This is a genomic window from Corallococcus praedator (assembly GCF_003612125.1).
Taxonomy (GTDB): Bacteria; Myxococcota; Myxococcia; order Myxococcales; family Myxococcaceae; genus Corallococcus; species Corallococcus praedator.
The window spans coordinates 1-13,704 of sequence record NZ_RAWI01000035.1; the positions used below are offsets into that span (position 1 = coordinate 1).

Genomic DNA, 13,704 nt, shown 5'->3' on the forward strand with positions numbered 1-13,704 from the left:
CCCCGCCGCCGCCTCCGGCGCGCCCCGCGCCCGCCAGCACGGCGCCGGCCACGGTGGTGTCCCGGCCCTCGGCTCCGGCCAGCAAGCCGCTGCCGCCGCCGCCGCCCTCGGCGCCCACGTTCACCGCGCGCGCGCCCGAGCCGCCGCGCCCGCCACCCACTGAGCAGGCGAGCAGTGCTTCGGGACCCATGTCCCGCGTGGTGGCCGCTGGCGCGAAGAAGAAGGTCGTGGTGAAGAAGTCCCGCTAGAGCCCGCCCACCGCGCCGCCGTTTCCGGCGGCGCGGGGGTGGAACAACCGGGGGTGCCACCATGGACGCCGAGCACAGGGCCGAGGGACAGGAAGGAATGCCGGGCACACCTGGGGAGAACGCGACGCCGTCCCAGCAGGAGGGCGCGTCCGAAGCGTCCCCGCCGGAGCATGGCGAGGGCGTGGCAGGGACCTCGCACGCGCAGGGCGCGGGTGGGGAAGTCATTTCGGAAGGCGCCTCTCAGGCGGGAGCGGGTGGCGACGCCGTGAGTGGAGCGCAAGCGGAAGCAAGCGATGGAGCAGCTGACGCCCCTGGGGCCCCGGTGGAAGCCGGCGGCGGCACGGTGGACGCGTCCAGCGGTGGAACCGACGCGAGCACCGCGGCCGTGACGGGCTCCGAGTCCGGAACCGGCGGTGAGGCGACTGCCGCGGCCGCGACGAACCCGGATGCGGGTGCGGCCTCCGGAGCCGGCGGCGATGGGGCCTCGACGAACCCCGAGGCAGGCACGGGCGGCGCGACGGAAGGTGCCTCCGCGACGAGCCCGGATGCGGGTGCTTCCTCCGGAACGACTGGCGAAACGGGCGCTCCGTCCGAGGCCGGTACGGGCTCCGAAGCCTCCGCGGAACAGTCGGGCCCGGGCCGCTACGTGGAGCTGCCGTCGGGCGGCGATGTGGCGGACGCCCCTGGCGAGCCGAAGGACGAGGCGCGCTCCGGCCCGGTGTCGGGCGTGGACGCAGCGCTCCTGAGCGCCGGCATCTGGGACGTGGCGAGCCGCGCGAGCCAGGAAGAAGCCCCCGGCCCGGATGGCGGTTCCGACAAAGCTGTGGCGACCCCGGACGAGGAGCCCCTCGCGGAGGCCGTGGAGCCCCGCGTGATGGGACAGGTGACGGCGATGGTGTTGCCGCTGGAGCGACTGGAGGAGGACACCACCTTCCGTCTGCGCGACGAAGGCGACGTGTCCGAGCTGGCCACGGACCTGGCGCGTCTGGGACAGCTGTTCCCGGTGGACGTGCGCCCGCGCGGCGAGGAGCGCTACCAGCTCATCTGCGGCTTCCGGCGCGTGGCGGCGCTGCGCTTCCTCAAGCGCGACCAGGTGCAGGTCCGCGTGCACGAGGAGCTGTCCGACGAGGACGCGCTGCTCTTGTCGCTGGCGGAGGCCATCCACGCCTCGCCGGTGGAGCACGACACGCTGGAGGCCAAGCGGGACTCGCTGGAGGCCGAAGGCCGGCTGACCGCGCCGGTGCGCGACATGCTGGAGAAGGCGCTCGCCACCGAGGAGACGCTGGCGCCGGAGGGCGTGGAAGAGGAGATCGACGCGGATGAGCTGGCGGCGGACGTCGCGCAGCGCATGGGCGCCCTCAACCAGGACCTGTCGCTGCTGGCGGACGTGTTCTCCTCGCTGGACGAATCCCGGCGCGCGGAGCTGCTGATGCAGGTCCGCTACTCGGCGGAGCTGGTGAAGTACCTGGAGGGTCTGTAGGCCATGGCGGAATCGCTGACTCGCGACCGCGCCCGGCTCCTGGAGGTGCTCACCCAGCGCTCCTTCGAGCGGCGGCGCGTGGTGCTCTCCTCCGGCAAGGAGTCGGACTTCTACATCGACTGCAAGCGCACGGCGCTGCTCGCCGAGGGCCACTACCTCATCGGCCGGCTGCTGCTGGAGGCCATCCGGCGCGACGCTCCGTCGGCGGTGGCCGCGGGTGGGCTGACGCTCGGCGCGGATCCGCTCGCGTCGGCGGTGAGCCTCACCAGCTTCCTGGAGGGCGCGCCGCTGCACGCCTTCATCGTGCGCAAGGAGCCCAAGGGCCACGGCACCGGCCAGTGGATTGAAGGTCTGGCCGCGCTGGGCCCCGGTGCGCCGGTGGCCATCGTGGAGGACGTGGTGACGACGGGCGCGTCCACGCTCAAGGCGATTGAGCGGGCGAAGCTGGAGGGCCTGACGGTGCTGGGCGCCTTCGCGCTGGTGGACCGGCTGGAAGGCGGACGCGAGGCCGTGGAGGCCTCCGGCCACCGCCTCACCACGTTGTTCACGCGCAAGGACTTCATCCCGTGAGAAGGCTGCTGGTGGCCGTGGTGCTGCTGGGCGTGCTGGGCGGTTGCGCCAACACGCCCCCCCTCGTCGGGGAGCCTGCTCCCACGCTGGATGATCCGAAGGCGGAGGCCGCGTACATGGCGGTGCTGGACCGGTACTCGGACCGCAAGGAGATCTACGACGGCTTCGACACGCGCATCTTCGCGGGGGCCACGCTGCAGACGCCCGTCTTCCGCGACGCCCGCATCCGCCGCCGCGCGCTCTTCCAGACGCTGCCCGCGGCGAAGGTGGAGTCGCTGCTCGCCGAGGAACAGGCGGAGGCGGCGCAGTTCCACGAGTTCTTCCTGGGCGTGCACGTCAACGACTCGCGCTACGACGACTTCGCCAACCGCAACAGCATCTGGCGGATCGCGCTGGTGACGCCCGCGGGCGAGGTGACGCCCGTGGAGGTCCGCCGCATCGGCCGGGCGGACCTCAACGTGCGCGCCTACTACCCGTACACCACCCTCTTCTGGGTGGGCTACCGCGTGCGCTTCCCGCTCACCTTCTCCGGAGGCCAGCCCGTCATCCCCGAAGGCACCGACCAGGTGATGCTGCGCGTGGCCTCGTCGCTGGGCAGCGCGGAGCTCAAGGTGAAGGCCCACTGAACGAAGCGGCGGCCCGCGGCCTCAGGTCTGCTGGCCGTCCTTGAGCCACTTCGACGTCACCGGCATGGTGGGCCCCGAAAGCAGGCGGTCCAGCAGCGCGTCCGGCGAAGGACTCACCGCGAAGGGCATCGCCTGGGTCTCCGGCACGAAGCCGGCCTCCACCATGCGCTGCACCAGCGCGAGCAGCGGCTGGAAGAAGCCATCCACGTCCAGAAGGCCCATGGGCTTGCGGTGCAGCCCCAGTTGGGCCCAGGTGACGATCTCGAACAGCTCGTCCAGGGTGCCGAAGCCGCCGGGCAGGGCAATGAAGGCGTCCGCGCGCTCGGCCATCAGCGCCTTGCGCGAGTGCATGGAGTCCACCCGGTGCATCTCCGTCAGGCGCGGGTGGCCCAGCTCCTTCGCGTCCATGAAGTGGGGCAGCACGCCCACGGCCTTGCCGCCGCCGGCGAGCACCGCGTCCGCCACCGCGCCCATCAACCCCACGCTGGCGCCGCCGTAGACGAGCGTCAGCCCCCGCCTTGCCATCGCGGCGCCCAGCTTCGTGGCCGCGTCGCGGTACTCGGGACGCACGCCCGAGCGGGAACCGCAGAAGATGCAGACGCTGCGCACGTTGACTTCGGCCATGTCAGAAACCTCCGTGCCGTTCGGGGTGGGATGCGACCAGGGCCAGGGCCGCGGCGATGAACAGCAGCACGGGGATGGCGCGCGCGTAGAACTTCCGGCCCTGGCGCAGGGCCATGCCGCACGGCAGGCCGAAGACGAACCCGCCCAGGTGCCCTGCCCAGCTCACGCCGGGCAGCAGGCTGATGACCGCCACCTGCACCAGCCAGAAGTACAGGTCCTTGCGGCCCTGCTGCGTGGCGATGGGCAGCATCGCGCCGCCCCAGCCGAGAATCATGCCGGAGGCGCCCACCGTCACGATGTTGAAGTTGAAGAAGAGCGCGAACGCGGAGCCGCCCAGCGCGGTGACGAGCGACAGCGCCAGGAACCGCAGACTGCCGATGCCGCGCTCCAGCGTCTGGCCCATCGTGAAGACGACGGACATGTTGAAGAACAGGTGCAGCGCGTTGCCGTGCTCGAACACCATGCCCAGCAGGCGCCAGTACTCGCCCGCGCGCACCGCCGGACCGAAGAGCGCCAGCGGCGGCAGGTGTCCCACCGGCGTCCCGTCCGGCCCCACCAGCGTCTGGCCCAGGGAGCGGCCCAGGAAGAACATCGCCACCGCGCCGGCCATCAGCGCGTAGCAGACGTACGGGCGGGGCAGGGCGACCCGCGGCCCCGGAGGCGGCGGGCCGTCACCATCGCGGTGGCCCTGCGTGGGCCCCGGTTCGTCGCCCAGGCCAGTGGGGCCCGGGAGCTCATTCTGCGTACGGCGCGGACTCGACATGGCGGCTCACAGCTCCCGGGACAGCACGGTGTCGCGCGTGCCCTGGTGCTCGTCGGTGTGGGGGTAGTCCAGGGTGTAGTGCAGGCCCCGGCTCTCCTTGCGACGGCTCGCGCAGTCCACGATGAGGTGCGCCACCTCCGCGATGTTGCGCAGCTCGATGACGTCGCGGGTCACCTTGAAGCGCCAGTAGTAGTCGCGGATCTCCTCGCGCAACAGCTCCAGCCGCCGGCGCGCGCGCATCAGCCGCTTGTCCGTGCGCACGATGCCGACGTAGTTCCACATCAGGCGGCGGATCTCATCCCAGTTGTGGGCCACAACGACGCGCTCGTCGGAGTCCACCGCGCTGCCGGAGTCCCATGCGGGCGGCTCCTCCCTGGAGTGCGTCAGCGAGGCGATCTCCTCCGCCGCCACCTTCACCGCGCGGTGGCCGAACACCAGGCCCTCCAGCAGCGAATTGGACGCGAGCCGGTTGGCGCCGTGCAGGCCCGTGGAGGACACCTCGCCAATGGCGTAGAGGCCCGGCACGTTGGTGCGCCCGTGCAGGTCCGTCACCACGCCGCCGCACTGGTAGTGCGCCGCGGGCACGACGGGGATGGGCTGCACGGCCATGTCGATGTTGAAGGCCTTGCACGTGGCGTAGATGTTGGGGAAGCGCTCGGTGACGTACGCGCGGCCCAAATGCGTCATGTCCAGGTAGACGCAGTCGTTGCCCGTGCGCTTCAGCTCCGCGTCGATGGCGCGCGCCACCACGTCGCGCGGCGCCAGGTCCCTCATGGGGTGGTAGCGCTCCATGAAGGCCTGCCCGTCCTTGAGCCGCAGCTTGCCGCCCTCGCCGCGCAGGGCCTCGCTGATGAGGAAGCTCTTGGCCTCCGGGTGGAACAGGCAGGTGGGGTGGAACTGGTAGAACTCCATGTTCGCCACGCGCGCGCCCGCGCGGTACGCCATGGCCACGCCGTCCCCCGTCGCGACGTCCGGGTTGGACGTGTACAGGTACACCTTGCCCGCCCCGCCGGTGGCCAGCACCGTCACCTTGGAGAGGAAGCGCTCGATGGCGCCGTCCTCCAGGAGCGCGTACACACCCACGCACCGGCTGGCGGAAGGCGAGTGCGGCTTCCTGTCCAGCATCAGGTCGATGGCGGCGGTGTTCTGGAAGAACGTGATGTTGGGGTGTTCGTCACACGCGGCCAGCATCGCGCGCTGCACCTCGCGGCCGGTGATGTCGCCCGCGTGGATGACCCGGCGGGCGGAGTGGCCCCCCTCGCGCGTGAGGTCGAACTCGCCGCCGACCCGACGGTCGAACTCCGCGCCCAGGGCGACGAGCTGCCGCAGCCGCTCGGGGCCCTCGCGCACCGTGACCTCCACCGCGTCCCGGTGACACAGGCCCGCGCCCGCCACGAGGGTGTCCTCGATGTGGGCGTCGAACGTGTCGGTGGGGGCCAGCACGCCGGCGATGCCCCCCTGCGCGTAGGCGGTGTTGCCTTCGCCCCGCTCGCGCTTGGTGAGCACGGCGACGGTGCCATGCTGGGCCGCCTCCAGGGCGAACGACAGACCCGCCACGCCTCCGCCCAGGACCAGGAAATCAAACCGATGGGGCATGGCGAACAGCCTTAATGGCGGTAAGTGCTGGAAACAAGGCGTTTTCTTGAGGACTTTCCGGCCGTTGTCTAAGGTTTCGGCCGCCGCCATGCGTGTCCTCACCGTCCTTCTTGCCCTGCTGACCCTCGCCCCCACGGCGTCGTTCGCCGACGGCATCTACAGCTACGTGGAGAAGGACGGGACGATCGTCTACACGAACGTGCCCCCGGCGGGCTCGCGCAAGGCGCGCAAGCTGGCCGGCACCTTCTCACCCGCGCCCGCCACCAGCGCTCCGGTGCGCGGCCGCGCACGCACGCCGGAGGAGCTGGATCCGCACATCGCCAAGGCGGCGCTGCGCTACCGCATCCCGTCCGCGCTGGTGCGCGCCATCATGCACACGGAGAGCAACTTCAACCCGAACGCGCTCAGCCACAAGGGCGCCAGCGGGCTGATGCAGCTCATGCCGGCCACCGCGACGGACATGTACGTGAAGGACATCTTCGACTCGAAGGAGAACATCGAGGGCGGCGTGCGCTACCTGCGCGTGCTGGCCAACATGTTCGACGGCGACATGGTGAAGATGGTCGCCGCCTACAACGCCGGGCCTGAGGCCGTGAAGAAGTACGGAGGCCAGGTGCCTCCGTACGCGGAGACCCAGGCGTACGTGCGCAAGGTCGTCCAGCTCTACTACCACTACAAGGAGCGCGAGCGGCTCGCCCAGGCCGAGGCCAGCAGCCGTGAGCCCACACCCGAGAATGACGACGCGCACGAAGGGGACGAAGGAGCCGGGCCCCGCTGACGAGGAGTTCCTGCAGCAGCTCTACCGTGGAAGCGAGCTGCTGGGCGCCGGCAAGGTCATTGAAGCGAAGGACTTCCTGGAGCGTGCGCACCAGCTCCAGCCGCGTCACGAGAAGGCCCAGAACCTGCTGGGCCTGACCTATTTCAAGCTGGGCCTCTTCGACCGCGCCGCGGACCTGTACGAAATGCTCGTGCGGGACAACCCGGTGGACCCCACGTTGCGCGTCAACCTGGGGCTCGTCTACCTGAAGACGAACGCGCTCCAGCGCGCGGCGCGCGAGTTCGAGACCGCCACCGACCTGGCCCCGGATCACAAGAAGGCCCACAACTACCTGGGCCTGACCTTCGCCCAGATGGGCGAGTACGGCCGCGCGCGCGAGCACTTCCTGCTGTCCGGCAGCGATGCCATGGCGGAGAAGATGTCGCGCGCCATCGCTGGTGAAGGCTTCAGCCGCCCCGCCGCGCCCGCCCGTCCCCGCGACGCGGAAGGCGGCGAAGGGGAGGGCGCGTCCACCGCCTCCACCGGCTCCGGCGAGAACGACTGGGGCGCCCAGTTCGGCCTGGACGAAGCACCCCGGAAGACTCCCGCCACGGGCGCCCGGGAAAGCCGACCTCCCGTCGCGGCGACGCCGCCGCCGCGCCCCTCGGACGACGAGCTGCGCTTCGACGAGGACGAGGATCCAAGCCTCGCCGCCGGTTCAGCCGCCCCTGCCTCCGACTCCGACGATGAACAGGCCCGGGCGCTGGCCGCGACGACGGACGCGTTCGCCTCCGGGGAGGACGTGGAGGTCTCCGACGAGCTGCCCCCGACCCCGGTGTCGGAGGAGATTGAAGTCTCCGAGGAGCCTGTCACCACGTTCGAGGAGACCTCCGCCGCGCTGGCCGCGAGCGAGCCCCCCGCGCCGGTCCGCGCCGCGCCGTCCCCGGCCGCGAACACGAGCGGATCCGGACCCGGCGTGAACCCACCGGTGCTCACCGAGTGGGCGCCCACGGCGGTCCTGCCGGGTGCCTCCGCGACCCAGCCCTTCGTGCAGGGGCCCGCGAGCGTCGCCGTGTCGGTGAGCGGGGAGCTGCTCACCCGTCTGGAGGGGCTCATCGCCGTGCAGGGACAGGTCACCTTCCAGCCGGAGATGAAGCGCTTCCGGGGCCGGGCCACGGACAAGCCCTTCGGCGACGGCGTCCAGGCCATGGTGCGCGCCCGGGGTCAGGGCACGCTGCACCTGGAGCCGGCCGCCGGGCGGCAACTGGTGGCGATGGTGCTGGACGACGAATCCGTCTACCTGCGCGACGCGAGCGTCTTCGCCTTCGAGGAGCCGGTGGTGTTCGAGAACGGCCGCGTGCCGTCGGACCTGGCGCCGGACCTGGACCTCGTGCACCTGCGCGGGCAGGGGCGGGTGCTCTTGAGTCTGTCGGGGCCGCTGCGCTCGGTGCCGGTGACGATGGACGCGCCGGTGTCGGTGCCCCTGTCCCATCTGGTGGGCTGGCTGGGCAACCTCACTCCGCGTGTGGTGCCGCTGCTCCAGTCCGCTGGCGGGGAGACACTGCGCACGGCGGTGGAGCTGGGCGGTGAAGGTTTTGCCCTCATCGCACTCGGGGTCCGGTAGAAAGCGCGCCCATGGCCTCCTCGGACCGAGCTCTCCGGAAGCAGAAGAAGCGTGAGGAGCGGGCCCGCAAGCGCGCCTCCCGCCGTCCCAGCATCCTGGTGCAGGAGTTCTGGAACCTGCCCAACATGCTCACGTTGGGGCGCATCCTCATCATCCCCCTGTTCGTCTGGCTCACCTACGACGCGGATCCGCTCCACTCGCTGCTCGCGGGGCTGGTGTTCGCGGTGGCCTCCATCACCGACGTGGTGGACGGCTACCTGGCGCGCAAGTGGAACCTCATCACCGTCGTGGGCAAGTTCATGGACCCGCTGGCGGACAAGCTCATCGCCATGGCCGCCCTGGTGATGATGGTCCGCCTGGGCCGCATCGCCGCCTGGGTCGTCATCGTGTTGCTGGCGCGCGAGTTCATCGTCAGCGGCCTGCGCACCATCGCGGCCAGCGAGGGCATGGTCATCGCCGCCGGCCAGGAGGGGAAGTGGAAGACGTCCCTTCAGCTCGTGGGGATCATCTCCCTGTGCGTCCACTACGTGCACCCGCTGGACCTGGGCTTCCAGACCGTCACGGTCGACTACAACCAGGTCGGCAAGGTGCTCGTCTACCTGTCGGGCGCGTTCTCCGTGTGGAGCGCCGTCGTCTACTTCCGCGCGTTCCTGGCCATGCTCGCCCGGAGGGGAGGCGCGGATCCGGAGGCGGATGCGAAAAGTGTTTGACGGGTCCGAAGGCCCTCTGTATACCCCATCTCACTTCCGGCGCGGCACCGCCCGACGGAAAGCAGCAAGCGGTACGGCAGTCCTGATGCGGGAATAGCTCAGCGGTAGAGCATCGCCTTGCCAAGGCGAGGGTCGAGGGTTCAAATCCCTTTTCCCGCTCCAAAAAATAAAGGCCCTCTGGGAAACCAGGGGGCCTTTTTCTTTTCCAGGTGGTGCGCGCGCGAGGCCGGCGCGGCGCGATGCGGCGAGCGGCCGGACGGGCGTGTCCGCGAGCGCCCGGAAGTCCCGTTGCTCACCTCTTCCTCTTCGCATGATGTATGGATGGCCCTGCATGCTTCGCAACCTGCGTGAGCTCTACCAATACCGGGGCCTCCTGCTCAGCCTGACCCAACGGGAGCTCAAGGCGCGGTACCGGAACTCGGTGCTCGGCTTCCTGTGGACGTTCCTCAACCCGATGCTGCAGATGGGCGTCTACTCCCTGCTCTTCACCGTCTACATGCGGCAGAAGATCGAGGGGTACACCTACTTCGTGTTCGTGGGGCTCCTGCCGTGGATCTGGTTCTCCACGTCCCTGGGGGCCGGGGCCAGCTCCATCAGTGATCGGCGCGACCTGCTCACCAAGGTGCGCTTTCCCGCGCAGGTGCTGCCGGCCACCGTGGTGGTGACCAACCTCTGCAACTACGTGCTGTCCCTGCCCCTGATGATCGGGCTGGGGCTCATCCTGGGCTATGTGCCCACCTGGCACATCATCGCCTTCCCGGTGGTGCTGCTCACGCAGCTGAGCATGACGGTGGCGCTGGTCTACATCGTGTCCGCGTTGAACGTGACGTTCCGGGACCTGCAGCAGATCATCGCCAACCTCCTGACCATGTGGTTCTTCGTCACGCCCGTCTTCTACCGGGTGGACACGCTGCCGGACGCCGCGCAGGGCCCCCTCGTGCTGCTCAACCCGATGGCGGTGATGGTGACGTCCTACCAGTCCATCTTCTACGAGCACCGGCTTCCCAATCCAGGGCCGCTCCTCATGTGGATGGGCGTCTCCCTGGCGCTGCTCTGGGTGGCCGCCGGCATCTTCGAGCGTCGTCGCGAGGACTTCGCGGAGTTCATATGAGCAGCGACATCGCGTCGCCGGACGCCATCGTGCTGCGGAACGTGGTGAAGCGCTTCCGCAAGAGCACCATCCGGCGCGAATACACGACCATCAAGTCGGAGCTGATCCGCATGCTCCGGGGCAAGCGCGACGTGGACGGCAAGTCCATGATCGAAGCGCTCCGGGGCGTGGACCTCGTGGTGCCCCGCGGCAAGACGGTGGGCATCATCGGGCGCAACGGCTCCGGCAAGAGCACGCTGCTCAAGCTCATCTGCGGCATCTACACGCCGACGACGGGCACCATCGACATCCACGGGCGCATCAGCGCGCTCCTGGATCTGGGCGCGGGCTTCCACCCGGACTTCTCCGGCCGGGAGAACATCCTCATCAACGGCATCATCCTGGGGATGACGCGCGCGGAGGTGAAGGCCCGGATGGAGGAGATCATCACCTTCAGCGAGCTGGGTGACTTCATCGACGAGCCGGTGCGCACCTACTCCAGCGGCATGTACATGCGGCTGGCGTTCTCGGTGGCCACGCACGTGGAGCCGGACATCCTCATCATCGATGAGATCCTGGCCGTGGGCGACGAGCACTTCGGCAAGAAGAGCCTCGCGAAGATGACGGAGTTCAAGCGGGCCGGGAAGACCATCGTCATCGTCACCCACGACCTGGGGACGCTGGAGCGCTGGTGCGACCTGGGCGCGTGGATCGACGCGGGCCGCATCCGTGAGTTCGGTCCTCCCGCGGAGGTCATCAAGAGCTACAAGCGCGCGGTGGCGCTGGCCGAGGAGCGGGGCATGGCGATGGAGTCGCCCGCGCTGGCGTCCGACGGCGGGGCCCTGCCTTCGCTCGCGGCGCCGTCCGCCGCGCCTTCGCCGCTGGAGGTGGACTCGGTGGGGCTGTTGCGCCGGGACGGCTCCGTGGCGGAGTGGGTGGACTCCGAGGACGGGGTGGAGCTGTGCGTGGGGTTCACCACGCGGACGCCTGCGCCTGGGCTGGGCTTCGGCCTGGAGCTGACGCGCGCGGACGGCGTGGTCGTCTACGGCACGGACACCTTCGTGGAGCGCGTGCCCTTTCGCGCGGAGACGCCGGGAAGCGGTTCGGTGCGCTTCGTCGTCGACCGGCTGGGGCTCACGGCGGGCCGCTATGCGTTCACGGTGACGGTGCGTGATGCGGCCGGGCAGGTGCTGCAGAAGCGCGAAGCGGCGTGTGCCTTCGAGGTCCGCTCCGGGGTCAAGGACGTGGGCGTCACGCGGCCGGTGCATCGCTGGGTGGTGGAGGGTGTCGGGGCGCGCGTGGCGCAGGTGCGAGACGTAGGCTCGTGAGCGGGCGGGATGCGGCAGGCCGGGGGGAGCCGGGCATCTGGCTGGGCATCGTGCTGTACCGGAACCCGACGCAGGAGCTGGAGCGACTGTGGACGTCGCTCCAGTGGAACCGTGACGCCGTGGGGGCGCCTGGCTTCCGCGTGACGTGGCTGGACAACTCGCCGGACGACTCGCTGCGCACGGTGGTGACGCGGTTGGATGCGCGGGCGGACTACCGCTACTCCGGCCAGAACCTGGGCTTCGGCGGCGCGCACAACCGGCTGATGGCGGAAGCCTTCGGGACGCCCGGGGTGCGTCACTACATCTGCGTGAACCCGGACGGGGTGTTGCACCCGTACTGCGTGCGCGAGCTGGTCCACGCGGCGGACCGGATGCCGGACACCGGCCTGGTGGAGGCGCGGTTGTTCCCGGATGAACACCCCAAACCCTATGATCCGGTGACGGGGGAGACGCCGTGGTGCAGTGGCTGCGTGCTGCTCGTCACGCGGAAGCTGCATGCCAGGGCGGGGGGCTTCGACGAGCGTTTCTTCATGTACTGCGAGGACGTGGACCTGTCGTGGCGGGCGCGGGCCCTGGGGCTGTCCGTCCGGGTGGCCCCGGCGGCGCGCGTGCACCACTACACCGTCACCCGGGAGGAGAGTCCGTTGCGCGAGCGGATGGTGCGCCGCAGCGCGGCCCTGCTGGGAGCGAAGTACGGGAACGCCACGTTCATGCGCGACCGCCTGCGGGAGTACTCCGCGCTGGGGGGCGAACCGTTCGCCGTGCCGGAGGTCGTGAACCCCGGGTGGCGCCTGTCGCGCATCGCCGAGTTCGGCCATCACCTCGAGTTCGCGAGGAGGCGCTGGTGAACGCCATGCCGGAGGAGGTCGCGACATCCGATGCGCCGGAGCGGCTGACCGCCTTCGTGCTGTCGCGCGTGCGGGCCGGGGCGGTGGTGTGCCTCGTGGGCGAGGCGAAGCCGCTGGCGGCGGCGCTGCGCGCCCACGGGTGTGACGTGCGGGAGCAGCCCGGACCGGCGTGGACGCGACCCGAGGGCACCGAGCCGTCCCACGTGGTGCTCACCGGCGACGCCGTGTCGCACGTGCTGACGGGCGGGCTGGAGGTGCTGCGGCAGGAGGCGCCGCGTGCGGAGGTGCTGTTCCACCTGCGCAACGCGGGCTCGGCCCGTGCACTGCTGGAGACGTGGCTGGGCACCGCGCCCGTGCGTGCCGGCATCTCCGAGCAGGGGATGCTGCGGCGGCTGTCCGACGCGGGCTATCGCATCGCCCACCGGGAAGTGCTGCCTGGCGCGTCGGGTTCCACCGCGCTGGCGGCGGACGCCGAACAGGCCCTGCGGGCGTTGCTGGCCCAGCTCTCCGTGTCCACGCAGGTGGAGGAGGGGCTCTACGCCATCGTCCCGGAGGCGCCGGCGCGGGCGCTTGAACAGGGGCTGCTCAGCGTCGTGCTGTTGCATGACCCGCGCGCCTCCGCCGCGATGTTGGACGAAGCGCTCTTCGCGCTGGCGTGTCAGGAGCAGCAGCCGCTGGAACTCCTCCTCGCGGCGCCGGAAGACAGTGACCTGTCCGCCGCCGAGGCGTCGCTGGAGCGCTACGCGAAGCTGGGAACGTTCCAGCCGCGCGTGGTGCGCGCTCCGGCGGGCGACCTGTACGCGGCGGCGCTCCGTCAGGCCCGGGGCCAGTACCTGGCGCTGCTGGATGCGCGGTGCCTGGTGTATCCACGTCACTACGCGCACCTCGTCCAGGCGCTCCAGGGAAGCAGCGCGGCCTGGGCGGTGGCGCGGTCCTTCCGCACCGAGTGGGCGTCCAGCGCCGGGGCCATGCCGTACGTTCGCGCGAAGGTGCCGTTTCCGCTGGGGGAGCAGCTGGAGGTGCAGCACCTCACGCTTCACCCGGAGCTGGTCCATGTGCTGGTCATCGACCGGACGCGGATCGGTCCCTTCCCGCTGACCGGGGTGGGGCAGGGGGGAATCGGGGACCTGCCCGTGCGGCTGGGCGCGCTCTTCGTGCCGGTGTTCCTCGGCGGCATCGCCTCGTGTGAAGTGCGCGGGCCCTGCATGGCGCCGGGGGGCGGTGCGGCTTCCGCCTCGTCGGACCCCTGGCTGCTGCGCCGGGTGAGTGCCTGGACCGCTGCGGTCGTGCAGACCCGTGAAGAGGCCCTGCTGGCGCGTGAGTTCCGCCACCGGCTCGTGGATGGGGTGAATGCGCGCCTTCATTCCATCCCCTGGATCCACGACACGCTGCGGGCGCTGGCGGACCGGCTCAAGCTCGACCGCACTCCCTGAGCCGGCC

13 protein-coding genes, 1 tRNA gene and 1 pseudogene are annotated in these 13,704 nt (G+C 70.6%); 12 read left to right on the plus strand and 3 right to left on the minus strand.

The genetic code is table 11. The features are described from left to right. The 4 genes and pseudogenes from D7Y13_RS07010 to D7Y13_RS07025 all read left to right on the plus strand — a co-directional run. A pseudogene (locus D7Y13_RS07010) lies at positions 1–248 on the plus strand (polymer-forming cytoskeletal protein); the annotation flags it as partial. 322 nt (positions 249–570) lie between these two features. Next, positions 571–1,728, plus strand: coding sequence for a ParB/RepB/Spo0J family partition protein (locus tag D7Y13_RS07015; protein ID WP_233595228.1), 1,158 nt, complete (start codon positions 571–573; stop codon positions 1,726–1,728). 3 nt (positions 1,729–1,731) lie between these two features. Next, a complete protein-coding gene (gene pyrE / locus D7Y13_RS07020) occupies positions 1,732–2,298 on the plus strand; it encodes an orotate phosphoribosyltransferase (protein WP_120581914.1) in 567 nt (188 codons plus the stop codon). Then, the gene (locus D7Y13_RS07025) at positions 2,295–2,924 is read left to right on the plus strand and encodes a hypothetical protein (RefSeq protein WP_120581915.1); all 630 of its coding nucleotides are present in this window, start codon (positions 2,295–2,297) and stop codon (positions 2,922–2,924) included. The genes pyrE and D7Y13_RS07025 overlap by 4 nt, the downstream gene beginning before the upstream one ends. 21 nt (positions 2,925–2,945) lie before the next feature. Here D7Y13_RS07025 and D7Y13_RS07030 read toward each other — a convergent pair whose 3' ends face one another. The 3 genes from D7Y13_RS07030 to nadB are packed head-to-tail and all read right to left on the minus strand — an operon-like array spanning position 2,946 to position 5,907. Next, the gene (locus D7Y13_RS07030; RefSeq protein ID WP_120581916.1) at positions 2,946–3,548 is read right to left on the minus strand and encodes an LOG family protein; all 603 of its coding nucleotides are present in this window, start codon (positions 3,546–3,548) and stop codon (positions 2,946–2,948) included. 1 nt (position 3,549) lies between these two features. Next, entirely contained in the window at positions 3,550–4,311 is a 762-nt protein-coding gene (locus tag D7Y13_RS07035) for a rhomboid family intramembrane serine protease (RefSeq protein ID WP_120536709.1), read from the minus strand. 6 nt (positions 4,312–4,317) lie between these two features. Further along, the gene (gene nadB / locus D7Y13_RS07040) at positions 4,318–5,907 is read right to left on the minus strand and encodes an L-aspartate oxidase (RefSeq protein WP_120581917.1); all 1,590 of its coding nucleotides are present in this window, start codon (positions 5,905–5,907) and stop codon (positions 4,318–4,320) included. 88 nt (positions 5,908–5,995) lie between these two features. Between nadB and D7Y13_RS07045 the strand changes: the two genes are divergently transcribed. The 8 genes from D7Y13_RS07045 to D7Y13_RS07080 all read left to right on the plus strand — a co-directional run bounded on the left by D7Y13_RS07045 (position 5,996) and on the right by D7Y13_RS07080 (position 13,697). After that, on the plus strand, positions 5,996–6,685 hold the full coding sequence (locus D7Y13_RS07045; RefSeq protein ID WP_120536711.1) for a lytic transglycosylase domain-containing protein: 690 nt from the start codon (positions 5,996–5,998) through the stop codon (positions 6,683–6,685). Further along, positions 6,642–8,288, plus strand: coding sequence for a tetratricopeptide repeat protein (locus tag D7Y13_RS07050; RefSeq protein ID WP_120581918.1), 1,647 nt, complete (start codon positions 6,642–6,644; stop codon positions 8,286–8,288). Before D7Y13_RS07045 ends, D7Y13_RS07050 begins: the two co-directional genes overlap by 44 nt. An 11-nt stretch (positions 8,289–8,299) precedes the next feature. Next, positions 8,300–8,998, plus strand: a complete 699-nt coding sequence (gene pgsA / locus D7Y13_RS07055) for a CDP-diacylglycerol--glycerol-3-phosphate 3-phosphatidyltransferase (protein ID WP_120536713.1) — start codon at positions 8,300–8,302, stop codon at positions 8,996–8,998. An 87-nt stretch (positions 8,999–9,085) separates the two neighbouring features. Beyond that, positions 9,086–9,160: transfer RNA gene (locus tag D7Y13_RS07060), tRNA-Gly, on the plus strand. A gap of 169 nt (positions 9,161–9,329) precedes the next feature. Continuing rightward, a complete protein-coding gene (locus D7Y13_RS07065; protein WP_158620237.1) occupies positions 9,330–10,109 on the plus strand; it encodes an ABC transporter permease in 780 nt (259 codons plus the stop codon). Further along, positions 10,106–11,416 carry an ABC transporter ATP-binding protein gene (locus D7Y13_RS07070; RefSeq protein WP_120581919.1) on the plus strand — a complete coding sequence of 437 codons (1,311 nt, stop codon included), beginning with the start codon at positions 10,106–10,108 and terminating at the stop codon, positions 11,414–11,416. Before D7Y13_RS07065 ends, D7Y13_RS07070 begins: the two co-directional genes overlap by 4 nt. Beyond that, entirely contained in the window at positions 11,413–12,264 is an 852-nt protein-coding gene (locus D7Y13_RS07075; protein ID WP_120581920.1) for a glycosyltransferase family 2 protein, read from the plus strand. The genes D7Y13_RS07070 and D7Y13_RS07075 overlap by 4 nt, the downstream gene beginning before the upstream one ends. Beyond that, positions 12,261–13,697, plus strand: a complete 1,437-nt coding sequence (locus tag D7Y13_RS07080) for a glycosyltransferase family A protein (RefSeq protein ID WP_120581921.1) — start codon at positions 12,261–12,263, stop codon at positions 13,695–13,697. Before D7Y13_RS07075 ends, D7Y13_RS07080 begins: the two co-directional genes overlap by 4 nt. Positions 13,698–13,704: the final 7 nt, after the last annotated feature.

Excerpts from the sequence above, each read along its gene's own strand:
- D7Y13_RS07050 (WP_120581918.1), top strand. The coding sequence starts at position 6,642 with ATGACGACGCGCACGAAGGGGACGAAGGAGCCGGGCCCCGCTGACGAG.
- pgsA (WP_120536713.1), top strand. The coding sequence starts at position 8,300 with ATGGCCTCCTCGGACCGAGCTCTCCGGAAGCAGAAGAAGCGTGAGGAG.
- D7Y13_RS07045 (WP_120536711.1), top strand. The coding sequence starts at position 5,996 with ATGCGTGTCCTCACCGTCCTTCTTGCCCTGCTGACCCTCGCCCCCACG.
- D7Y13_RS07065 (WP_158620237.1), top strand. The coding sequence starts at position 9,330 with ATGCTTCGCAACCTGCGTGAGCTCTACCAATACCGGGGCCTCCTGCTC.
- D7Y13_RS07070 (WP_120581919.1), top strand. The coding sequence starts at position 10,106 with ATGAGCAGCGACATCGCGTCGCCGGACGCCATCGTGCTGCGGAACGTG.
- pyrE (WP_120581914.1), top strand. The coding sequence starts at position 1,732 with ATGGCGGAATCGCTGACTCGCGACCGCGCCCGGCTCCTGGAGGTGCTC.
- D7Y13_RS07035 (WP_120536709.1), bottom strand. The coding sequence starts at position 4,311 with ATGTCGAGTCCGCGCCGTACGCAGAATGAGCTCCCGGGCCCCACTGGC.
- D7Y13_RS07030 (WP_120581916.1), bottom strand. The coding sequence starts at position 3,548 with ATGGCCGAAGTCAACGTGCGCAGCGTCTGCATCTTCTGCGGTTCCCGC.
- nadB (WP_120581917.1), bottom strand. The coding sequence starts at position 5,907 with ATGCCCCATCGGTTTGATTTCCTGGTCCTGGGCGGAGGCGTGGCGGGT.